Annotated in this window: 24 protein-coding genes; 10 read left to right on the top strand and 14 right to left on the bottom strand. The window is 40.8% G+C overall.

The genetic code is table 11. The features are described from left to right. Nucleotides 1–12: 12 nt before the first annotated feature. Nucleotides 13–477, top strand: coding sequence for a GNAT family N-acetyltransferase (locus ACP14V_RS12365; RefSeq protein WP_136566398.1), 465 nt, complete (start codon nt 13–15; stop codon nt 475–477). A gap of 58 nt (nt 478–535) precedes the next feature. Next, nucleotides 536–1804: a kynureninase gene (gene kynU / locus ACP14V_RS12360; protein WP_272608214.1), complete on the top strand. Its 1269-nt coding sequence runs from the start codon at nt 536–538 to the stop codon at nt 1802–1804. Here the strand turns inward: kynU and ACP14V_RS12355 are convergent. After that, nucleotides 1778–2659 carry an AraC family transcriptional regulator gene (locus tag ACP14V_RS12355; RefSeq protein WP_272608213.1) on the bottom strand — a complete coding sequence of 294 codons (882 nt, stop codon included), beginning with the start codon at nt 2657–2659 and terminating at the stop codon, nt 1778–1780. The genes kynU and ACP14V_RS12355 overlap by 27 nt on opposite strands. 122 nt (nt 2660–2781) lie before the next feature. Between ACP14V_RS12355 and ACP14V_RS12350 the strand changes: the two genes are divergently transcribed. Beyond that, nucleotides 2782–3930 carry an MFS transporter gene (locus ACP14V_RS12350; RefSeq protein WP_272608212.1) on the top strand — a complete coding sequence of 383 codons (1149 nt, stop codon included), beginning with the start codon at nt 2782–2784 and terminating at the stop codon, nt 3928–3930. A 5-nt stretch (nt 3931–3935) separates the two neighbouring features. Here the strand turns inward: ACP14V_RS12350 and ACP14V_RS12345 are convergent, their stop codons facing one another. After that, complete coding sequence (locus ACP14V_RS12345; RefSeq protein ID WP_272608210.1) at nt 3936–4616, bottom strand: hypothetical protein; 681 nt, start codon at nt 4614–4616, stop codon at nt 3936–3938. 104 nt (nt 4617–4720) lie between these two features. Between ACP14V_RS12345 and ACP14V_RS12340 the strand changes: the two genes are divergently transcribed. The 5 genes from ACP14V_RS12340 (at nt 4721) to ACP14V_RS12320 (ending at nt 8634) form a co-directional block, all read left to right on the top strand. Then, the gene (locus tag ACP14V_RS12340) at nt 4721–5350 is read left to right on the top strand and encodes an RNA polymerase sigma factor (protein WP_136566393.1); all 630 of its coding nucleotides are present in this window, start codon (nt 4721–4723) and stop codon (nt 5348–5350) included. Further along, nucleotides 5351–5539 carry a hypothetical protein gene (locus ACP14V_RS12335; RefSeq protein ID WP_136566392.1) on the top strand — a complete coding sequence of 63 codons (189 nt, stop codon included), beginning with the start codon at nt 5351–5353 and terminating at the stop codon, nt 5537–5539. A 24-nt stretch (nt 5540–5563) separates the two neighbouring features. Further along, entirely contained in the window at nt 5564–6391 is an 828-nt protein-coding gene (locus tag ACP14V_RS12330; protein WP_136566391.1) for a mechanosensitive ion channel family protein, read from the top strand. 83 nt (nt 6392–6474) lie between these two features. Then, complete coding sequence (locus ACP14V_RS12325) at nt 6475–7023, top strand: ClpP family protease (RefSeq protein ID WP_129656070.1); 549 nt, start codon at nt 6475–6477, stop codon at nt 7021–7023. A gap of 258 nt (nt 7024–7281) precedes the next feature. Then, a complete protein-coding gene (locus ACP14V_RS12320) occupies nt 7282–8634 on the top strand; it encodes an FAD-dependent oxidoreductase (RefSeq protein ID WP_272608205.1) in 1353 nt (450 codons plus the stop codon). A 492-nt stretch (nt 8635–9126) separates the two neighbouring features. On the opposite strand, the gene ACP14V_RS12315 is transcribed toward ACP14V_RS12320, so the two are convergent. Then, complete coding sequence (locus ACP14V_RS12315) at nt 9127–9906, bottom strand: zinc ribbon domain-containing protein (protein ID WP_136566389.1); 780 nt, start codon at nt 9904–9906, stop codon at nt 9127–9129. Between the two features lie 3 nt (nt 9907–9909). After that, nucleotides 9910–11004 (bottom strand): Nif3-like dinuclear metal center hexameric protein, encoded by a 1095-nt coding sequence (locus tag ACP14V_RS12310; RefSeq protein ID WP_272608203.1) that lies wholly within the window; start codon nt 11002–11004, stop codon nt 9910–9912. Between the two features lie 48 nt (nt 11005–11052). Here ACP14V_RS12310 and lpxK point away from each other — a divergent pair, with 48 nt between their 5' ends. Then, complete coding sequence (lpxK, locus tag ACP14V_RS12305) at nt 11053–12051, top strand: tetraacyldisaccharide 4'-kinase (RefSeq protein WP_272608202.1); 999 nt, start codon at nt 11053–11055, stop codon at nt 12049–12051. Here the strand turns inward: lpxK and ACP14V_RS12300 are convergent. The 9 genes from ACP14V_RS12300 to ACP14V_RS12260 form a co-directional block, all read right to left on the bottom strand. Next, nucleotides 12048–14270, bottom strand: a complete 2223-nt coding sequence (locus ACP14V_RS12300; RefSeq protein ID WP_424987424.1) for a response regulator — start codon at nt 14268–14270, stop codon at nt 12048–12050. The genes lpxK and ACP14V_RS12300 overlap by 4 nt on opposite strands. Further along, the gene (gene gap, locus ACP14V_RS12295; protein ID WP_136566385.1) at nt 14267–15277 is read right to left on the bottom strand and encodes a type I glyceraldehyde-3-phosphate dehydrogenase; all 1011 of its coding nucleotides are present in this window, start codon (nt 15275–15277) and stop codon (nt 14267–14269) included. Before gap ends, ACP14V_RS12300 begins: the two co-directional genes overlap by 4 nt. A gap of 29 nt (nt 15278–15306) precedes the next feature. Then, entirely contained in the window at nt 15307–16182 is an 876-nt protein-coding gene (gene lipA / locus ACP14V_RS12290) for a lipoyl synthase (RefSeq protein ID WP_272608198.1), read from the bottom strand. A 61-nt stretch (nt 16183–16243) separates the two neighbouring features. Continuing rightward, nucleotides 16244–16804 carry an RNA polymerase sigma factor gene (locus ACP14V_RS12285; RefSeq protein WP_136566383.1) on the bottom strand — a complete coding sequence of 187 codons (561 nt, stop codon included), beginning with the start codon at nt 16802–16804 and terminating at the stop codon, nt 16244–16246. Nucleotides 16805–16839: 35 nt separating this feature from the next. Next, on the bottom strand, nt 16840–17046 hold the full coding sequence (locus tag ACP14V_RS12280) for a membrane or secreted protein (protein WP_136566382.1): 207 nt from the start codon (nt 17044–17046) through the stop codon (nt 16840–16842). Nucleotides 17047–17121: 75 nt separating this feature from the next. Further along, nucleotides 17122–17880, bottom strand: a complete 759-nt coding sequence (locus ACP14V_RS12275; protein WP_272608196.1) for an anti-sigma factor — start codon at nt 17878–17880, stop codon at nt 17122–17124. Next, nucleotides 17877–18443 (bottom strand): RNA polymerase sigma factor, encoded by a 567-nt coding sequence (locus ACP14V_RS12270; protein ID WP_272608194.1) that lies wholly within the window; start codon nt 18441–18443, stop codon nt 17877–17879. Before ACP14V_RS12270 ends, ACP14V_RS12275 begins: the two co-directional genes overlap by 4 nt. Nucleotides 18444–18646: 203 nt before the next feature. Further along, on the bottom strand, nt 18647–19663 hold the full coding sequence (gene murB / locus ACP14V_RS12265; RefSeq protein WP_272608193.1) for a UDP-N-acetylmuramate dehydrogenase: 1017 nt from the start codon (nt 19661–19663) through the stop codon (nt 18647–18649). Further along, complete coding sequence (locus ACP14V_RS12260; RefSeq protein ID WP_424987419.1) at nt 19664–20854, bottom strand: pyridoxal phosphate-dependent aminotransferase; 1191 nt, start codon at nt 20852–20854, stop codon at nt 19664–19666. It lies immediately after the preceding gene. Nucleotides 20855–21006: 152 nt separating this feature from the next. Between ACP14V_RS12260 and ACP14V_RS12255 the strand changes: the two genes are divergently transcribed. Continuing rightward, nucleotides 21007–22347 (top strand): aspartyl protease family protein, encoded by a 1341-nt coding sequence (locus ACP14V_RS12255; RefSeq protein WP_272608190.1) that lies wholly within the window; start codon nt 21007–21009, stop codon nt 22345–22347. A gap of 51 nt (nt 22348–22398) precedes the next feature. On the opposite strand, the gene ACP14V_RS12250 is transcribed toward ACP14V_RS12255, so the two are convergent. Next, nucleotides 22399–22785: a DUF1573 domain-containing protein gene (locus tag ACP14V_RS12250; protein ID WP_136566376.1), complete on the bottom strand. Its 387-nt coding sequence runs from the start codon at nt 22783–22785 to the stop codon at nt 22399–22401. Between the last annotated feature and the right edge of the window lie 66 nt (nt 22786–22851).

Genomic DNA, 22851 nt, shown 5'->3' with positions numbered 1-22851 from the left:
GAAAAGGAAAACATGTCAGAAAAGAATATACAGATCAGAAGTGCCCGTTTGGGAGATTTGCCCGTGCTTTTGGAGTTTGAACAGGAAATCATAAAAGCGGAACGCCCCTTTGATGTTACCCTCAGGGAGGATCCCATCAGTTATTATGATCTTAAGGCAATGATTTTGGATCAGGAAGCCTCCGTGGTGGTAGCAGAAGTGGATGGGAAAGTAGTGGCTTCGGGCTATGCCATTTCCAAAAAGGCCAGACATTATTTAGATCATGAGTACTATGCCTATTTGGGATTCATGTATACGGATGATGAGTACCGGGGAATGGGCATCAATGCAAAAATTGTGGAGGCCTTGAAAGCTTGGTCCATGGAAAGAGAGTTTAAGGAAATCAGGCTTACGGTGTACAATGATAATCTGCCGGCTATAAAGGCCTATGAAAAAGTGGGCTTTAAAAAGCACATCATTGAAATGCGTTTGGAATGACCCATCCAAAGGAAATCCTGATACAAGTTGTATTTTTGAAACAAATCAAAAGCATAATATGACCTTTAAAAACACCTTGGAATTCGCCCAACGATTGGATGCGGAGGACGTACTCTCTCACTATAGGGAAGAGTTTCATTATCCGCAGGTAAATGGGAAAGATGTCATTTATTTTACAGGCAATTCTTTGGGACTGCAGCCCAAGCGTTCACAAAAATTTGTGGATGAGGTAATGAAAGACTGGCGGGAACTCGCTGTTGAAGGACATTTTTATGCAGATAAACCCTGGTGGGATTATCACGAACGATTGGCCGAAGGTCTTTCCAAAGTAGTGGGGGCAAAACCAGAGGAGGTTTCGGTCATGAACACGCTTACCGTAAATCTACATTTGTTGATGGTGTCTTTTTATCGACCCACAGCCAAAAGGTTCAAGATTATTTGTGAAGAAAAGGCATTTCCTTCCGATCAGTATATGCTGCAAAGTCAGGTCAGATTTCATGGTCTGAATCCCAACGAGGCCATTGTCGAGGTGAAAAAGCGCGATGGGGAACATTCTTGGAGAACCCAAGATATTGTTCAAACCATTGAAGAAGTAGGGGAGGAACTTGCGCTGGTTTTGATGGGTGGCGTAAATTATTACAATGGACAGGTTCTGGACATGAAAGCCATAACAGAGGCTGGAAAGTCCGTTGGAGCTTTTGTAGGATGGGACTTGGCACATGCTGTTGGTAATGTAAAACTCCAACTCCACGAATGGGGGGCCGACTTTGCAGCTTGGTGCAGCTACAAATATATGAACAGTGGTCCAGGAAATGCTTCGGGTATTTTTGTGCACGAAAAATACCTTGGTCAGAAAGATATTCCCCGTTTTGAGGGATGGTGGGGCACCAAAAAAGAGACCCGTTTTTTAATGGAACCCGAGTTTGACCCGATTGCATCCGCGGATGCATGGCAGTTGAGCAATCCACCCATTTTGTCCTTAGCCCCATATTTGGCTTCCTTGGAACTGTTTGATGAAGTGGGTATGGCCACCCTTATTGAAAAACAACAAAAAATAGTGGCTTATTTGGAATTTATCCTTCATGAAATTGATAAGCAGGTGGAAAGTTCGTTTGAAATTATCACCCCCAAGGATAGAGGCTGTCAGCTTTCCGTTTTTCTTCATGGAGAGGGTAGACCTTTGTTTGATTATTTGATGAAAAATGGGGTAATCACAGATTGGAGGGAACCCAACGTCATTAGACTGGCACCGGCACCATTTTACTGCTCTTTTGAGGATATGTACAATTTTGGACAGATTCTAAAGCGTGGCATCCTGCAAAAGTAGATCGCCGTATTTGGACTTTAGATAATTGGAAGGTGTAGTGCCCTGATATTTTTTAAACTGACGGGAAAAATAAGAAGGGTCATTAAAGCCAGATTGATACATAACTTCAGTAATCAGGGTGTTACTTTCATTAAAAAGCTCCACTGCTTTGTTGATTCGAAATTCATTGACAAAATCGATGAAGGTACGCTGGGTCATTTTTTTGAAGAACCGACAAAATGAATTTGGTGTAAGTCCCAATTGAGTTGATATTTCACTCAAAGAAATGGTGCTGGAATAGTGATTGTTCACATACTCAAAAATTTCTTCCAGTCGCTTTATTTCATCCTTTTTAAAATTGTCCAAGGCAAAAGTTTCAAATAGAAGCTCATGGGGTGTTTCCCTTGACAGCTGATCCAATATGAAAAGAAGATTGATCAATTTACTTTGATGATCCAAATCCCCGAACTTTTTAAAATCGGGCCAAAGTTTTTTCTGTATCTCAGAATCAAAAATCAAAACTTGTTTTGACTTTTTTATCAAGGAATTGATTCTTCCCAATTCGGGAAATACCTTGAGTTTTTCATCAATAAACTCTTTCTTGAACTGAACCACAATTTCCAGATTGTCTGAATATTCCCGGTTCCCAAAATCGGCATGGGGAATATTTCCTCCCAAAAAGACCAGAACCCCATTGGTGTAGTATCTTTTTTTGGAACCAATGCGCAATACGCCAGAGCCGTTCTTCACATACACCATTTCATATTCAGGGTGAATGTGCCAACCAGCAGATTCACAATAACTGTCGTTTGAGTAGGCTTCAATCTTTAAGGATGCATTCCTAGCTACATTTATGGACTCCAGTATGGGCTTCATAAAGTAAAATTACCTCAAATTTAAATATTTGAATATAAATTGGAATAAATCATCTTGCTATTGGAATATTATGGGCAAGTTAAATTGATTGGGGATTGGTTACTTTGTATCCACAGTTTGCTATGAAATCACTAGCTCTTATTTTTTCCAACTCAAGATACTTTGCTCCGGCCTGGGTTTTTACCAGTCTTAATATTTGGTTTGGTACATGGGCCATTTATATTCCAACCGTAAAAGAAAAGCTGGGAATAGATAAAGCCGATTTGGGTATTGCCCTATTCTGCTTATCGCTTGGAGTTTTTACCATATTTCCAATGGCATCCAAGATCATCAACAAATTAGGGGTTGGAAAGGCCACATGGATAGGGGTGCTCTGTACAACTTGTGCGGCCATGTTGCCTTTATTGGCTCCAAATTATCATCTTTTGATGGGCAGTCTTTTTCTTTTTGGATCTTGCACTGGGTTTACCGATATTTCGATGAATACCTTGGTCACCGAAATTGAAAAAGAGGATAAGCAAAACTTTATGTCCGCCGCCCACGGTTTTTTTAGTTTAGGTGGAATTTTGGTAGGCTTGGGTAGTTTCCTCATTCCAATAATAGGAAACCCGCTGCTGCATATGGGAGTCACCGTGGTTGTGGTTCTTCTTATAAACGTAGCCTTCTATAAAAAATACGTGCATATTGTAGCGGCGCCGGTAGAGAAGGAGCCCTTCAGCCTAAAGCTGTTCAAACCTTTGCTTTTTCTGGGTATTATAGGTTTTGTTTCTATGGGTAGCGAGGGTGCCATCATAGATTGGAGCGGCCTTTATCTTAAAGAGGTCACTTTGGCCCCAGAAGTACTTATTGGTTCTGGATTTTTGGCATTTTCCAGCACCATGACACTGGGACGCTTTTTAGGGGACGGTATCAGTGCAAAGATAGGGTCTGTAAAAATTGTGGGCATGGGAGCATTGATCGCCATTTCTGGGTACGCAATGGTGCTTTCAGGACAGACGATGCTGGCCATAATCGGTTTTGCATTCAACGGACTCGGATTCTCCGTAATGGTCCCCGAATTGTTTCGAATTGGAGGCAATGTAAGAGGCGTGGATTCTGCGCAAGGGGTTTCTTTTATTGCAGGAACAGGATACGCCGGATTTTTAATTGGCCCTGTGATTTTAGGTTTCATGGCAGAGGAATTCTCCCTTACCCATAGTTTTTATCTCTTACTGGCCTGTGCGGTTCTGGTATTGGGAATTACTTTTTTTCTTTATCAAAACCGGAAGTAGACTTTCTAGTCCTCAATCTTCAATTCCGTAAAGTAGAGATGAAAACTGCCGTCAGCTTTTTTATGGCTTTGTGATATTTGCATACCGTTGATTTTTACGTAATCCTCCCAGGTGGTAACAAGGGAAGGCTCTTCCTGATTGGCCTTGCGGTAGGTCCATTCACGAATAAGGTAATCATCCTTAAAATAAAAATCATAGGCATCCCCTGGGGTATAACCTCCCTCATTGGCATAAACAATCGTCAGTTTTTGCATGGACTCCCCACTAATCGGCGCTTTATCACTTTCTGTGTGCTCAAAAGTATAGCTATTGGCATCCCACATAAGATTAAAAGGAGCCAAAAGCCAATATCTGTCATTAATGAACCCCCCATTTGTTTTTTGGGCGATACTGTCCATGGATTTTCGGTTATAGGATAAAGTATCCGTCCTAGAGATAGCCGTAATCTCATTTTGTTTGGGTTTCCACACCCAACTACGTTCAAAATGGGTGCTGTCCCTATCTACATTGAACATGAAAGTTATTTGCTTCACAGAGCTCCAATTTTGGTATCCGTGGGCTTCGGCAATCAACTCTGGAATACTTCTTTCAGAGGAAACTTCAGTAGTAGGTGATGTCTTTGGTTCGCTTTTGCAGCTTGCCAATACCATTAAAAAGGATAAACTAAGTAAGGTCAATGTCTTCATGTCTGATTTTTAACCAAATATACCACGTTTTTAATGTATCTTGCGCTCCTTTTTTTGGTAAAAAACCATTTCTTAGATCGGCAAAAAAACAAATCAACCTAGGTGTGACTTTTCTAAAAAAACTGTTTCTAATACTTATAAGTAACCCCGACAAGGAATATTTGGAAACGGAAGACCATTATGCCCATCTATCTGATGAGGAATTAGTGAAGCGTATTGTGGCGAGTAACGACCCCTTATTGTTTGAGAGGTTGTACGACCGTTATGCTAAAATGGTGTACAATAAATGTTATGGTTTTGCCAACTCCAGTGATGAAGCGGAAGATCTGACCCAGGATGTTTTTCTACAACTCTTCATTAAGTTGAAGATGTTCAAAGGAAAATCTAAATTTTCAACATGGCTATATTCCTTCACCTACAATTTTTGTGTCAATTACGTCAACCGGAACAAACAGCGGAAGATGAGAGATCAATCCATCCCAGTGGAGGATACGGAATATAAACTTTCTGTAGAGGTCCCAGATGAAAGTCTCTATGAAATGAAGGCGGATAAACTCAAAAAGGCTTTGGAACTCATAGCTCCAGAGGATAAGTCCATTATGTTGTTGAAATATCAGGATGGAGCATCAATAAAGGACCTTGTAGGTATTATGGAGATTGGGGAAAGCGCGGTCAAGATGCGATTGAAGCGAGCAAAGGAGAAACTATTGGAAATCTATAACACCCTACAATAGATGGCAAAGAAAGAAAGGAATCCGTTTAAGCAACTGGAGGCTTCCCTACGGGAGGCACCACCGGGAATGAAGAAAAAGGTGATGAACGACATTGCTGCAGCAAAGTTAATCATGGACATGGCATCCCTATTTTCCATTAATGTGGGGAGCACTTTGCGAAAATTGTTCAGGACACTGGGAGAAAACTAAGACGAACACTATAAAGCTATATGTATGGAAACACTAAGTAATTGGAAAAATGTGACTTTGGACTCACTGTCTTCAATGGGCAAGAATATTGGTGCCGCGCTTCCCAAGATTGTTGGAGCCATTGCCATTCTTATTTTGGGCTGGTTGATTATTAAGATTGTACTTTTTATTCTAAGCAAGATTCTAAAATTGGCCAAAATGGATGCCCTAAGTGAGCGAATCAATGAAATGGACTTGTTGGGCAATGGAAAATTTAAGATTGATATCATTAAAATTACCCTGGGATTTGTAAAGTGGTTGCTGCTTTTGGTGTTCTTTATAGTTGCGGCCGATATTCTTGATTGGGGTATTATATCCACAGAAATAGGAAATCTACTACGTTATTTACCAAGATTGTTCACAGCGCTGGTGTTGTTTACCATAGGACTGTATTTGGGCAGTGTGGTAAAAAATGCCATAAAGAAGTTGTTTGAATCGTTTGAGTTTGGTGGCGGAAAGATCATAAGTGGGCTTATGTTTTATGTGATTGTCATTTTTATGTCGATTACCGCCTTGAACCAAGCTGGGGTGGACACCACCATCATTACCAATAACATTACGCTTATTTTAGGTTCCTTTTTATTGGCATTTGCACTGGGTCTTGGTCTAGGATCAAGGGAAATTGTTACAGACCTATTACGGTCTTTCTACACCCGAAAGAACTATGCTGTTGGGGATAAGATTGCCATCGGGGGGGATGAAGGTACTATTGCAGCCATAGAAAACAACAGTCTTACCCTGGTTACCAAAACAGGAAAATTTGTTATTCCCATTAAAGACGTGGTTTCTCAGAAGGTTGAAATAAAGTCGTAATGGACTTCTTGGAGAAACTGTAACTGTTCAAGCTGTAACTTCCTTGGAATTTGATTATTTTTGAAACTTTCAAGACATAAAAAATGAGTTCAAAAAAAGGAAAAGTTCAAGAATTGATTCAGGAAAAACTTCTGGAAGAGCGTAAAGTGTTCCTATGGGGCATGGTGGATGATGATTCTGCAAAGCATGTCATAGACCGCTTACTCTATTTGGATTTGCAGAACAATAAGGAAATACAACTGATCATCAATAGCCCAGGGGGGTATGTTACCTCTGGATTTGCCATATATGATACCATTAAGCAGATAAAGAGCCCCGTTTCTACGGTGTGTTCAGGTTTGGCCGCTTCTATGGGATCTATTCTACTTTCAGTAGGAGAGAAGGGTAGGAGGTTTATTCAGCCCCATGCCCGTGTTATGATCCATCAACCTAGTGGTGGTGCTCGGGGACAAGCCTCAAATATAGAGATCCAGGCCAAGGAGATTATCAAAACCAAGGAATTGGGTGCCCAGATTTTGGCAGACAATTGTGGCCAGTCTTTCGAGAAAGTGATGAAAGATTTTGATCGTGATTATTGGATGGGTGCAGAAGAATCTGTTGAGTACGGTATAGTGGATGGAATTCTAGAGTAGAATATACATGTAAAAGGGAAAAAGTCCTTCGCAAGTTTTTGTGAAGGACTTTTTGCATATATATGGACGCCTAAGCGGAATATTCTATATATATACGGCAAGAGTGGTACCAAAAGTTTTTAAAGAAGTGTTAAAAATGATTTTCATGACCTCTTTGTTCCTTTTAGTGCCCAAGATTTAAGGGAGTTGCCCAATACACGAATAAGGGTTAAATTCCGTATTTTTGAAGTTTAACCACAACGGGCCTAAAGGGCATTTATGACAAAGACCTCTAAAAATATAGCCATCATCGGTTCCGGATTGGTGGGCTCGCTCTTGGCTGTTTACCTTCGAAAAAAAGGGCATTCAGTTACTGTTTTTGATAGAAGACCAGACATTAGGACCATTGAGTTCTCCGGAAGGTCCATCAATTTGGCCATGAGCAATAGGGGATGGCGCTCCTTGCAAAAAGTTGGTCTAGAAGAACAGATAAAAGAAATTGCCATTCCATTGGATAAACGGGCTATGCATGTGAATGATAAACCGGTTTATTTTCAAAAATATGGGAAAGACGGAGAGGCCATTTGGTCCATTTCCAGAGGTATTCTTAACAAGCGGATGATTGATTTGGCAGAAGATACAGGTGCTGTGTTTAGGTTCAATGAAAAAGTTTGGGACGTAAACTTGCCCGAAGCCAAAATTTATACTGGAGAATCGGAAAAGAGTGAGTGGAAAGAATACCAATACGATATCATATTCGGCTGTGATGGAGCTTTTTCCCGTGTGCGTCACAAAATGCAGCGTCGCAGTAGGTTTGACTACTCCCAAGATTTTTTGGATGTGGGCTATAAGGAACTGACCATTCCGGCCAACGAGGACGGAACCCATAAACTGGATAAAAATTCCTTTCATATTTGGCCTAGGGGAAAGTTTATGCTCATCGCCATGCCTAATATCGATGGTAGTTTTACCTGTACCCTATTTTTACCTTTTGAGGGCGAGGTGTCTTTTGAAAAGATTACCACACCGGAGGAAGCCAAGGCCTTTTTCAAGGAATATTTTCCCAATGTGAAAAAGGAGATTGAAAATCTGTCCCAGGACTTTTTCAAGAACCCTACCAGTGCTATGGTTACCATGAAATGTTACCCGTGGACTTATTGGAACAAAGTGGCTTTGGTGGGTGATTCAGCCCATGCCATTGTACCGTTTTACGGACAGGGTATGAATGCTGGTTTTGAAGATATTTATGTACTCAATGAACTTATGGAAACCCATGGTGATGACTGGGATACCATTTTCTCTGAGTACCAAAAGACCCGAAAGCCCAATGCTGATGCCATTGCGGAACTCAGCTACCGGAACTTTGTTGAAATGAGTAGCAAGACGGCCAATCCCAAATTTTTATTGCAGAAAAAGATTGAGAAATGGTTTGCCAAGAAGCATCCAGAAAAATGGATTCCGGTATATAGCCGGGTAACCTTTTCGGATAGACCCTATGCAGAAGCTTTGGCGATTGGTGATAAGCAGGAAGCGATCATGAAAGAGGTAATGCAGATGCCCAATATCGAGGAGAAATGGGATTCCAAAGGAGTGGAGGAAATGATTATTGGATTATTGGATAATCAGATTTAGTTGTCATTTCAACCGAATGGGAGAAATCTTTTTTCAGCCCATGGATATTGCAAAATCGTTTGTAATACTTTGTGCCAATTGGTAGAATAGGTGTTCAAAAGTTTCCTTTTGCCTTATATGTGCTGATACTGATTGCACGAATTTTCTCGAAGACAGAGCCAGTTCCATGACTCTATGTTTGTCCGGGGTCATTTCGACCGAATGGGAGAAATCTTTTTTCAGCCCATGGATATTGCAAAATCGTTTGTAATACTTTGTGCCAATTGGTAGAATAGATGTTCAAAAGTTTCCTTTTGCCTTTATATATCGACACTAATCGCACGAATTTTCTCGAAGACAGAGCCAGTTCCATGACTTTTATGTTTGTCCGGGGTCATTTCGACCGAATGGGAGAAATCTATTTTAAGAGATGTCCCAATTACTCTGCCCATTTCGAAGGACATAAAAAAGCCACCTTTTAGGTGGCTTGTATTTTTTTATGCAGTACAATTGCTAAAGCTTGGTAAAAAGCTCTTGCATTCTTTCTTGTTCCTCTTCAGCCAACAATGGGTCTACCAAGATTCTTCCGCTGTGCTCATCTGTGATGATTTTTTTGCGTGAAGCAATCTCTACCTGTACCTGTGGTGGAATGGTAAAGAAAGAACCTCCAGAAGCACCACGCTCCACAGGAACAACGGCAAGACCGTTCTTCACATTGTGTCGGATTCTTTTGTAAGCCTGAATCAATCTATCCTCAATTTTTTCCTCGAACTCTTCAGATTTTTTCAAAAGAGCCTTTTCTTCCTTTTCGGTTTCGGCCAAAATAGCGTCCAGCTCACCTTTTTTATGCTTTAGGTGGCCCTCACGTTCGGTCAATTTTTCCTTGGTGTCGGCAATAACCTCTTTTTTCTGCTCAATCTGTGCCTTAAATTCCTTAATGTTCTTTTCGGCCAATTGAATCTCCAATTCTTGGAACTCAACTTCCTTGCTCAAAGAATTGAACTCACGGCTGTTTCGTACATTCTTTTGTTGCTCGGCGTATTTTTTTATTAAAGCTTTGGCCTCCTCGATAAGGTTTTTCTTGGCCGTAATCTCAAAATTGACGGTTTCCACATCGGTCTTGAGTTTGTCCATACGGGTTTTAAGGCCAAGGACCTCGTCCTCTAAATCCTGTACTTCCAAAGGCAATTCGCCCCTAACATTGCGTATCTCGTCAACCCTGGAATCAATAAGCTGTAAATCGTACAGTGCTCTCAGCTTTTCTTCCACGGTGCTTTCTTTTTTATTCGCCATAAATTATAAATACTTGATGGGATTCGTTATACTCTCCGATAAAGAGACTGCAAAATTAGGAATTTTTTTCGTAAGATAATCAACCAATAAATCTTTTGTAAACTGCTCAGTTTCAAAGTGCCCAATATCGGCGATCACAAGTTGACCTTCAGCTTCATAAAATTGATGATATTTTAGGTCCGAAGTAATAAAAATATCTGCCCCTGCCTTTTTTGCCGCTCCAATCGCAAAGGCACCACTTCCTCCCAAAACAGCAACTTTCCTTATCTTTTTTCCCAAGAGTTTTGAATGTCTCACCACAGAAGCATTCATGATTTTTTTCAATCGCTTTAAAAAGGTGTCCTCCTCTATTTCTGATTCAAGTTCACCAACCATGCCCATGCCCAAATCTTGATTTGTATTTTGCAAAATCACTATTTCATATGCCACTTCTTCATAGGGATGTGAGTCAAAAAGTGCTTTTAAAATGCGATTTTCCTTTTCAAAGGAGTAGATTACATTGATTTGAACTTCTTTTTCCAAGTGAACTTCTCCAATTTTACCAACACTCGGATTAGCAGTATCACCCGGTTTAAAACTGCCCACACCTTCAACAGTAAAGCTGCAACTGCTGTATTTTCCTATTTCGCCGGCACCCGCTTCAAAAAGAGCGGATTTTACCCTTTCGGTATCTTCCAATGGGGCATACGTGGTCAATTTCCTGATGGAACCTTTTTTTGGAATAAGAATTTTTGGATTTTGAATGCCCAACACTTCACAAATCTTGGCGTTCACACCCAAATTACTATTGTCCAATGCGGTGTGCATGCTGTAAATGGCAATGTTATGTGTGATGGCCTTCATGACCACCCGTTCCACATAGGTGCGGCCCGTTAGCTTTTTTAATCCGCTGAAAATAATGGGGTGGAAGCTAATAATAAGATTGCAGTTTTTTTCAATGGCCTCATCCACTACATTTTCCAAAGTATCCAAGGTCACAAGGGCACCTTGAACCTCCATGTTGGGATTCCCCACCAATAATCCTACGTTGTCAAAATCCTCAGCATGAGGTAATGGAGCAAGTTCTTCCAGTATTTTTGAGATATCCTGTACGGTCATTTCACATTTCTTAAGTAGGCTAAAGATAAAATATTATATTTTCGTCCCATGGTGCAATTGCTGCGCAAAATAGCGTTTCCTTTTTCCTTGCTCTATGCCTTGGTGGTGCATGTGCGTAATTTGCTGTACGATGTAGGTGTATTCAGTTCAAAATCATTTCAAACACCAACTATTTGTGTGGGCAATCTGAGTGTGGGCGGAACCGGAAAAACTCCCATGGTTGAATATTTGATTCGGACTTTGGAGGGGCATAAGGTGGCGGTTTTGAGTAGGGGATATAAGCGAAAATCCAAAGGATTTGTGTTGGCCGATCAAAACAGTTTGGTTACGGATTTGGGTGATGAACCCTTTCAAATCCATCAAAAGTTTCCTGAGATTTCTGTTGCTGTTGATGCGGACAGAAGAAACGGCCTGACCCAATTGGAGGTACAGGTACAGCCCGAAGTGGTGTTGTTGGATGATGCATTTCAGCATAGGCGTGTAAAACCTAAGTATTCCATTTTGCTTACGGCTTACGGTAATTTATTTGTGGATGATTGGTATCTGCCTACGGGAAATCTTCGGGACAGTAAAAGGGAGTATAGGCGAGCAGATATAATTATTGTTACCAAATGCCCTGAAACATTGACCAAAGCGGAGCGAAAAACAATCTTGCAAAAATTGAAGCCCAAGTCTCACCAGCATGTATTGTTTTCCTCGTTGGCCTATGGCAACCAACTGAAACAAGGCCAGACAGATAATCATGGGTTTGATGAAATAAAGGGAAGAAAAATAGCTTTGGTGACTGGAATTGCTTTTCCAGAACCTTTGGTGAAGTATTTACAATCCCGAGAGTTGTCATTTGAACATTTTGAATTTGGTGACCATCATGATTTTACGAGTGAAGAAATTGCAACGTTCAAAGATTACGAAGTGATTTTGACCACAGAAAAAGACTATGTTCGGTTAGAAGGTCGATTGGAAAATTTATACTATTTGGAAGTTGCCCACAGTTTTGCGGCTGATGACCACGCTATACTTCAAAAGAGCATCAAGGGATTGCTCTAGACCAAACCTTCCATTTTGTTCTTGAAGATATTTTCTCCAATTTTTTGATAGAAGACCTCAGGTTTAAAGGGTTTTGTGACCACATCGTTACAACCTGCCTGATAGAAACTATCCAAACTATCATCCAATGAAATGGCTGTCAGGGCAATAATAGGAGTTTCTTGATCAAACTTCCGAATTTGACGTGTGGCTTCCTCACCACTGATACCAGGCATGTGAATATCCATTAAAATGGCATCATATCTATTGGCCTTGGCATGATCAATGGCTTCGTTTCCATTATTGGCAATATCACAGGTAATCTCTTTTTTGGTGAGCATCTTTTTGGTGATGACCTGATTAATCTTGTTATCCTCAACAATCAAGATATGCAAACCTTTAAAGTTGAATTCTTCTGGGTCAAGTTCGAAGGCAACATCATCCAAGGCTTTCGCATCACACTTAAAGTCCATTTCAAAAAAGAATGAACTACCATGATCAAGTTCGCTTTCCAGATGGATGGTACTTCCAAACAGACCAAGCAAACTTTTTACAATGGTCAATCCTAGACCAGTGCCTCCATATTCCCGGTTGATCTGTATGGAACCTTGCTCAAAACTGTCGAAAATATTTTTCTGTTGATCTTCGGAAATTCCTATACCATTGTCCCTTACCTCAAAATAGAGTTTTACTTGATCTTCTTCTTTCTGCAACAGTTTGGCTATGACTTCTACCTTGCCATTTTTGGTGAATTTTAGAGCATTGCCCACCAAATTCATGAATACTTGGGACAGTTTTATGGGGTCTCCAAGAAGTTGTTGGGGAATAGAGGGGTCATAGTCAAGAATAAGCTTGGTTTTATTCTCGTTGGCGTTTTGTTGAAGCGATTCAACAACATCCGTAAGAATCTTTTGCAATTTGAACTCAATGCTCAAAGGTTCCAATTTATCCGCATCAATTTTATTGATTTGGAGAATATCGTTGATAAAATTCAACAGGTATTCACCGGAGAACTTCAAGGATTTTAAATGCTCTTTTTGGTGTTCGGCAGGGTTTTCCTCCAATAAAAGGTGGGTCAGGCCTGTAACAGCATAAAGTGGTGTCCTGAGTTCATGGGTAACTGTTGAAAGAAAATTGGTTTTTGCTTCCATGGCAGATACTGCAGCATCCCTGGCCAACTCCAACTCTTTGTTTTTGGTGTACAACAGATCATTGGTCTTTAGCTTGATCTGATTGTTTCTGAAAAGGGATACGGCAAGCAACGAAATTATGGTCAAGAATGCCGAGGTGAGTATGGCGGTGATTTCTGAACGGTTTTTGGATTCGCTCAACTCCTCGTTCTTGGCGGTGAGCTTGTTTATTTCGTTCATTTGGTGCTCAAAGCGAATCTTGTCTGCTGTCTTGGCCTCCAACTTTGCTTTTTCTATGGTAAAAACGGAATCTTTTATTTTTTCCAAGGCTTTGTTATAGGTCAGGGCCTCGTTGTACCTTCCAAGAGTTTCATAGATGAAGGAAAGCTCTTCGTTGGCTTTTCTTATTTCTTTGGCAAAACCATGCTTTTGCGCCAATTCAAGTGCTGCCTTGGAGTGAACGATACCCTCATCCAAATCATTCAACTTAACACTTATTTCCGCTAATTGGAGGTTGGCCCTTGTGGCCAAATAAGCTCGTTCCTTATCATCTGAATTGACGATTAGGGCATGGAGGTTCTTTATGGCGTTATCATATTTTTCAATATTGGTAAAGATGCTGGCTTCCAAGAGTAGAATGTTATTACTCAGATTTCTGTTGTTGCTCAACATCCTGGATTCTTCCAATGATTTTAAGGATTGGAAGTTGTTCCCTTCATCGAAAAGAAGTGCTGCATCCAAATAAAGATGAAATGCCTGTCCGTAAGAATATGAAATGTCTTTTAGCAAAATGCTTGCCCTGTCCCAGTAAAATATAGCAGTTTCCTTATCTCCTTCATCCAAAAACAATCGGGAATATTGGTGGTAGGTATCCAGTAAAAGCTTGGCGTCTTCGTTATCTTCAGCAATTTTGGCAGCTTGATCTAAAGTTTCGAGGGCCTTGTCTATTTTGTTCTCATGTCTGTAGACCATGAAATCATCAAAAATAGACTGTATGGTAGCGGTGGAATTGGTATCGGTTTGACCAAAAGATATCGTGGTGCACAACATAATGCACAGTAGAAACAGCATTTTAATGCCTATCCATTTGTGTGGTAAGCTCTTGATCAAACGTAATTCTTCTTTATAAGCAAAACTATTAAATCAATAATTCTGGAGCAATATCCAGTCTCATTGTCGTACCATCCGATAATTTTCACCATTTTGCCAATAACGGAGGTCATCAAAGAATCAAACGTACAAGAATGGCAACTATTGTTTATATCGATGGAAACAATGGGGTCTTCTGTGTAAAAAAGGATGTTTTTGAGTCCATTTTCAGCGTAACTCTTAAAGGTAGCATTAATTTCTTCAATAGAAGTCTCCTTTTTAACATTGAAGGTTATATCAGTCAACGAACCGTTGGGAACAGGTACCCTAATGCCACATCCGCCTATTACATCAGATAATTCAGGGAATATTTTGGTCAATGCCTTGGCTGCACCCGTTGTAGTGGGAATGATGGATTGGGTTGCCGCCCTGGCACGCCTGAGGTCGCGGTGTGGGGCATCGTGCAAACTTTGATCCGAAGTATAGGAATGTATCGTGGTAATGTATGCTTGTTCTATGCCACAAAGCTCGTTTACGACCTTTATCATGGGGGCCGCATTGTTGGTGGTACAAGATGCATTGGAAATGATCTGGTCCTGAGCCTCAATATCGCCTTCATTTACCCCAAGGACCACCATTTTTATAGTATCGTCTTCAGGAGGAACGGATAAAATCACTTTTTTGGCCCCATTTTTTAGGTGAAAGGCCAATTGTTCCTCTTTTTTGAATTTTCCGGTAGCCTCTACCACTAAGTCAACATGGTGTGCTGCCCAATCAATATCTTGTGGATGGCTGTGGTTTAAAACAGCTACTTTTTTTCCATTGACCACGAAGCCATCTTTTTCCGGAGTAACATGGGCATGGAACCCACCATGGATACTATCATATTTTAAGAGATGGGCCAGGGTAGGGGCGCTGGCCAAATCATTGATGGCCACAACGGAAATTTGGGGATGATCCTCCAATAATCTAAATAGGGTTCTGCCAATGCGTCCAAAGCCGTTGATGCCAATGGAAATCTGTTTCATTTGATAGGGATGATTAGATAGGTTTGGAACTAGTGAATATGTTTGTGGGCTTTGTACGAGGAGCGCACAAGCGCACCACTTTCCACATGTCTAAAGCCCATTTCCAAGCCTATTTCCTCATATTTTTTGAATTGCTCCGGCAAAATAAACTCTTTTACGGGCAAATGTTTTTTAGAGGGTTGAAGGTATTGTCCAATTGTTACTACATCCACATTGGCTCTGCGGAGGTCTTTCATTGTTTCAATAACTTCATGTTCTTCTTCGCCCAATCCCAACATGATACCGGATTTGGTTCTATTGGCGCCATTTTTCTTTAGATATTCCAACACGCCCAGACTTCGTTCATACTTTGCCTGTATCCGAACCTCTCGGGTAAGCCTTTTTACGGTTTCCATGTTGTGCGAGATAACTTCTGGAGCCACTTTCAAAATTCGATCCAAATGGGTTTCAATGCCTTGAAAATCTGGAATAAGTGTTTCTAGGGTGGTTTCAGGGTTCATTCTTCGTACTGCCTTAACGGTCTCGGCCCAGATAATGGATCCCATGTCCTTTAAATCATCCCTGTCCACAGAAGTGAGCACGGCGTGCTTAATGTTCATGATCTTTATGGAGCGTGCCACTTTTTCAGGTTCCGCCCAATCCACGGTTTCTGGTCTGCCGGTTTTTACACCGCAAAATCCACAAGAACGGGTACAGATGTTTCCCAAAATCATAAAAGTAGCGGTACCTTCTCCCCAGCATTCGCCCATATTGGGGCAGCTTCCTGAGGTACAGATGGTATGAAGGTCATACTTCTCCACCAATCCGCGTAGCTGGGTATATTTTTTCCCAGTAGGCAATTTTACCCTAAGCCATTTGGGTTTTCCTTTAGGTGGTAGAACGCTTTCGGCTACACTTGTGCTCATACATACAATTTGAAGTACAAAGATACGAAACTGGGAAGTAAACTTTGACTGTAGTGAAGGCTCACTTTTTTTTGATGATCTCTGCCAAAAGCTTTTTGGCCCGTAGAAGTTTAACCTTGATGTTATTCACAGGTTCGTTGAGTTCCTTGGCAATGTCGGCATAACTCAACTCATTAAAGTATCTAAGATTTATTACCTTTTGGTAATGGGGTTTTAATTTTTTGATGTCTTGCAAAAGATTGGCCAAGTTTTGCTCGATAATAAGCTGATCCTCAACCGAGGGACTCTCATCCAATACCTTTTTTACAACATCCCCTTGGGAATCCATATCGTCCAGAAGGCTTCTTTTTCGCTTCCGGATTAAGTCAACATGAAGATTTTTGGAAATGGTGATGAGCCATGTTTTAAATTCATAGGCTTCATCATAGGTGTTTATTTTGTCAAATGCTCTGGAAAAGGTTCTTATGGTGATGTCCTCGGCATCATTTTCATTTTTGGTACGGAGTAATTGAAAACCGTACACATCGTTCCAAAATGTGTCCAAGAGTGCGCTAAAAGCAATTTGGTTTCCTTCTTTTGCTTTTTGGATATTCTCTTTAATGGAATTTTCGGTCTTCTCCAAAAATGTGGATTTGTGTATGCCGGGTAAAAAGTTAACTATTGCGTGGGTACGGTATCTTTTTTGCAATCTTGCTCATCTGGCATTTTTCCACAAAAGCCACAGGCTTCACCTTCTTTGTTCAGGAAAGGGTTTTGGCTTGCACAGGTTCCTGCGAACTTCCCATCCTTCTTCCCCCATATTTTAATTGCAATTCCGGCAAATGCGAGTGCCAAAAGACCTACGGTCAACAATACTAACTTCATGCTCCAACTTTTTTACAAAGGTACAAAATACCTGTATAAACAGGGCTTAAGTTGAGGTTTACTTTGGAGATGTTTTTAGTAATTGATATTGGCCACAATATTATCTACCGATGGAGAGGTATTTCCACCTTCAGGCTCCACGGTAATATAGCTTACGGCCTTGTCTGCATAAGGAAGAGCCAAGAGTTTGTCCTTCTCGTCAAATTGTTTGATGACCCCAAGATTCACCAATTCCCCATTTACCTCGGCCCACATTTGGAAGCATTTGTTCTCAGGTAGGTTGGGTACATTGCTCACATTGATGTAGGAAAGTTTCTTGACAGGATTGATATAGGCAATGGCCTTTAGCTCCTTCCCTTCCCTTTTGCCATTGACGGCATACTTTTTTGTATCTGGGTTATTAAGAACGATGAACTGGTTTCGCATATCCTCCAGCTGGTTCTTCATATTGTCTTCCAGATACTTGATTTTATTGGTGACCAGGGTATTTTCTTCCTGAAGGCTTTTGTTTTGGTTCCAGAAAAAGACGGAAGAGCCAGCAAACAGCATAATGGCAATACTGGCCGCCACAGCATACTTATAGAAGCTTCTACGTACCATTTTTTCCTTCTTGGCACTGGAGACAATAATTTCTTTGAGCCCTTCAGGTGTTTTTCGGGCATACATTTTGGCAAAGGTTTCCAAATTATCCTGAAGCTCATGGTAGGTTTCCCTTACTTCAGGGTACATGGTAATGTACCTTTCTGCCTTTAAGGTCTCTTCTTTTGAGGTATCGCCCAAAAGATATTTTTCCAGTATGTCGGAATCCAGAAATGCTTTGACTTTTTCTTTCATGGCATAAAATTTAGTAAGAGCAGTAGGGTTAATGCCGTGCCGTAAATCTTCCCGAGTTCCCTAAGGCCAATCTTCAATCTTGACTTTATGGTTCCCAAGGGGATATCCAATTCTTCACTTGCTTCCTGTTGCGTCATTCCCTCAAAAAATAGAGCTTCGAGTACAATTCTATATTTCTCTTCTAGCTTTTTAAGGTTATCTTGGATATCCAGATGTTCGGGGCTCATGCCACTCACTCCTAGGTTATATACGTCTGAAACATCTATTTGGACTTCCTTGTCGGCTTTATTGTTTACACTTCTTAATTTATCGATGGCCGTGTTGCGGGTAATTCGGAACAACCATGTAAACAATTTGGCTTTTGAAGCATCATAAGAATCTGCTTTTTTCCAGATTTTTATAAAACTTTCCTGAAGTACATCCTGTGCCAGTTCTTCATCTTTTACCACCTTATAAGCTACACCATAGAGTGTGTCTCCATAGTTCTCGTACAAAAGGGATATGGCCTTGTCGTCCCTTTCTGCCAAGAGTGAAACAATATGTCTTTCAATCAGTGTGCTCATCAAAGAGGGTTTATGGTAAAATTTTTTCCGGGGCTGAAATCTAAAATAGGATTTTCAACGTATATACAACAGCGCTAAGTTAGAAAAAGCATTTTTGGTTGGCGTTTAAAAGAGAACAAGAAAGGCTTTTGCCTGAACGATATACATAATTTTGGTTAGTTTGGTTTGGTATAACCCCTGTTTTTGATTTATCAATGCAGGGGTTATTTTATGATGTTGACTTCGGGCTGAATCTTGATATTGAATTTTTGGGCCACTTCTTTCTGCACAAGTTGTGCCAATCTTAGGATGTCATCTCCAGTGGCACTACCATAGTTTACCAGGACCAAGGCTTGCTTTTCATGTACTCCGGCATCCCCAAATCGTTTTCCTTTATAACCACATTGTTCTATGAGCCAACCGGCAGGAATTTTAAACGCTTCGTCATGCACCTCGTAATGTGGGGCCTCAGGATTTTTTTTGATAAACTTTTCAAAGGCTTTTTTTGATATGACGGGATTCTTGAAGAAACTACCACTGTTTCCCAATACTGCTGGGTCAGGCAATTTGCTTTGTCTTATGGCAATGACCGCATTGGAAACATCCTTTATTGTAGGGTAAACAATGCCATTTTTCTTCAATTCGGCCTCAATGGCACCATAACCGGTGTGCAGTACATGGTCTTTTTTGGTCAGCTTTAAATGTACGGATGTTATAATGTATTGCCCCTTGGCTTCGTTCTTGAAAACAGAATCCCTATACCCAAATTTACAGGCTTCGTTATCAAAACCTACGAGTTCCCCGGTTTTAATTTCCATAGCGGCACAGCTTACAAAAACATCCTTGAGCTCTACCCCATACGCTCCAATATTCTGAATTGGTGCCGTTCCTGTGTTGCCAGGAATCAACGAAAGGTTTTCCAGCCCACCATAACCCTTGTCAAGACTCCATGTTACCAAATCATGCCAGTTTTCACCTGCCATGACCTTGATTTCAACTTCATTCTCGTTTTCTTCAACAATGGAGATGCCTTTTAGGTTGATGTGCATCACCAAAGCGTCAATATCTTTGGTGAGCAGCATATTGCTTCCACCGCTTATAATGAATTTTTTTGGGTAGGCTTTTAGCTCCAATACTTTTTGAAGCTGTACGAGCCCAGTGATTTCAACAAAGTACCTCGCCTTAACATCAATACCAAAGGTGTTGTGGGTTTTTAAGGATATGTTTTCTTGAATGTTCACCTAATTGTTGTACTGCTTAAGGGCTTTGCCCAAAATTTGAACTGCCTTTACAAGTTGGTCTTTTTCCAGCACATAAGCAATCCTGATTTGGTTTTTTCCCAAACCTAGGGTGGCGTAGAACCCTGCTGCAGGGGCTACCATAACAGTATTTCCATCCATTTCAAATTTTTCCAACAGCCATTGGGCAAAATCATCTGCATCCACAACGGGAAGTTCAACCACGCAATAAAAAGCACCCTGGGGAACTGCTACCTTTACTCCCTCAAGCTTTCGGAGTTCAGCTATCAAGATATCCCGGCGTGATGCATATTCAGCAATGACCTCATCAAAATAGGATTGCGGCGTTTCTAATGCCGCTTCACTGGCAATCTGTGCAAATGTGGGAGGGGATAGTCGTGCTTGGGCAAATTTTAAAGCGGTTTGTACAACTTCATTGTTCTTTGAAAGCAAACAACCTATTCTGGCGCCACACATGCTGTAGCGTTTAGAAACAGAATCGACCACAATGGCATTGTTTTCCAAGCCCTCTTCTTGTAATATGGAATAATGTTGCCTGCCCTCATATGCAAACTCACGGTACACCTCATCAGCAATTAGGAACAGATTGTGCTTTTTCACCAATGCGGCCAGTTGCTGTATTTCTTTTTTACTGTACAGGTAGCCTGTTGGATTCCCTGGGTTACAGATCAGAATTGCCTTGGTCTTTTCTGAAATCAGTTTTTCAAAATCTGAAATGGGAGGAAGGGCAAAATTACTTTCTATACTGGATGCAATGGGTACTACATTGACACCCATAGCTGTTGCAAAGCCATTGTAATTGGCATAGAACGGCTCGGGAATTATAATTTCGTCATCCGTGTCCATAATGGTGCCCATGGCAAACGAAAGGGCTTCGGAACCCCCTGTGGTAACAATAATGTCCTTGGCGGTGACATGGATGTCCTTCTTGGCATAATAGGCTGCAATTTTCTCTCGGTAGGTCTCAGAGCCTTCAGTCATGCTGTACGCCAGTACCTCAATATTGTGGTTTCTAACAGCATCCAACGCCACTTTTGGGGTCTTGATGTCCGGTTGCCCAATATTTAGGTGAATAACGTGTGTTCCTCTTTTTTTGGCCGCTTCTGCATAAGGGACCAGTTTACGGATAGGTGAAGCAGGCATGTGCTTTCCTTTTTCAGAGATGCTTGGCATGTACTAATTATTTTAGGCAAAAATGCTAAAACCCACAGTTGAAAGCAACAGATTTGCCCATTATTTATGCAGTTATTTGAATGTTAAATTAAATATATCGTTTCTGATATTTTTGTACATTTAATAAGGATAACCCTTTAGGAATAAGTAAATTGAAAAAAAAACTATACTTTTTTGCGCTTCTTTTTATTGTGGGCCCCCTTTTGGTTTCAGGGCAGAAGTTTAAAATGCCCAGACACCAGAAGTTTCAAAAAGTAAAGTTTGAGCTGATAAACAATCTTATTATCATCCCAATTGAAATAAATGGGTCCGACCTTACCTTTGTTTTGGATTCAGGGGTAAGTAAGCCCATTCTTTTTAACCTTTCCGGTCAAGATTCCATTTCCATTAACAATGTTTCCGAAGTAACTATAAGAGGCTTGGGGGATGGTGAGCCCATGAAAGCATTAAGTTCAATGGGGAATACCTTTAGTTTGGGTGATGTCAAGAACTTTTCGCAGGACTTGTATGTGGTTCTGGACAAGAATATTAATTTTTCCCCATCTGTGGGTATACCCATCCATGGGATTTTGGGGTATGATTTGTTCCGGGACTTTGTTGTGGAAATAAATTATGCATCAAAATACATCAAACTCCATAATCCAGAACTATACGAGTATAAGGAAAGTAAAAAATCCCAAACCCTGCCATTGTCCATTATTAAACGAAAAGCTTATGTGGAGGGTACGGTTTTAATTAAGGATTCTGCGAACATTCCTGTAAAATTACTCGTGGATACCGGTAGTAGTGATGCACTTTGGCTTTTTCATCAACCCGAAAAAGGTTTGGAAATCCCTGAGAAAAACTATGAAGACTATCTGGGAAGAGGCCTTAGTGGCGATATTTTTGGAAAGCGTACCAAGGTCAATGGTGTCAAGATTGGTGATTTTGAACTGAAAAACGCAAAGGCAGCATTCCCATATCGTGAATTTTTTGGGCTGATGGAGAATTTGGGCGATAGAAATGGCTCAGTTGGAGGGGAAATACTAAAGCGGTTCAATTTTGTCTTTGATTATGCCAATGGTTTGGTTACCCTAAAGAAAAATGGAAAGTTCAGGGAACCATTCCAATACAACCTTGCCGGTATAGAACTTCAGCATAATGGATTACGGTACATTGCAGAAAGTATAGCAGGTATAGATGGAGTGGTAAGGGGAGAGAACAGTTCCTCTTTTGGTAATGTGCAAATATTGTTGGAAAACAAGACCCGTTTAAGTCTAGTGCCCGAGATTATAGTTTCCGGGATACGTGCTGGCAGCCCGGCTGCAGAAGCTGGACTTCGGGAAGGAGATGTAATACTGGCAGTAAATGGGAAAAGTATTCATCGGTATAAGCTCCAAGAAATTCTAAAGTTGTTAAATGAAAAGGAGGGAAAGCGTGTTCGAGTACTTATTGAACGATATAACCGAGACCTTCTGTTCTCGTTTGTCCTAAAAAGCGTTTTTGATGATTAAAAAAGCCCCGGAGATTTCCGAGGCTTATCGCTAAAAATAATTTTCTTTTTTCTATTTGGCTCCTTCAGCCTTAACATTACCTTTTATTTTCAGGATTTTGGTAGGAGTGTCAGCATTGGACGTTACCGTAATCGCCTTTCTTATCGGGCCAACCCTGTTGGTATCATATTTAACTTGAATTTGACCAGTTTTACCTGGCAATATGGGATCTTCTGGCTTTTTGGGAATAGTACACCCACAGCTAGACCTTACATTGCTGATTACCAAAGGGGCAGAGCCTGTGTTGGTAAATTCGAACACGCGTACTCCATCGCTTCCTTTGGCAATTTCACCATAATCAATGGTCTCACTTTTAAATTCGATTTTTGCTGTTCCTTCTTGGGCGTAAATTCCTAGGGAAAGAAGACCAACAAACAACAGAAGTACAGTTTTTTTCATTTTTTTTGGTTTTGGGTAGATTTCAAATGTAGCTGATTCGTCAGCTGCATCCAAAATTCTTTTGTT

Origin of the sequence: Flagellimonas alvinocaridis, assembly GCF_965248585.1 — a bacterium.
Classification (GTDB): Bacteria; Bacteroidota; Bacteroidia; order Flavobacteriales; family Flavobacteriaceae; genus Flagellimonas; species Flagellimonas alvinocaridis.
The sequence above is the reverse complement of the archived record's forward strand: the minus strand, read 5'-3'. Positions and strand labels throughout refer to the sequence as shown.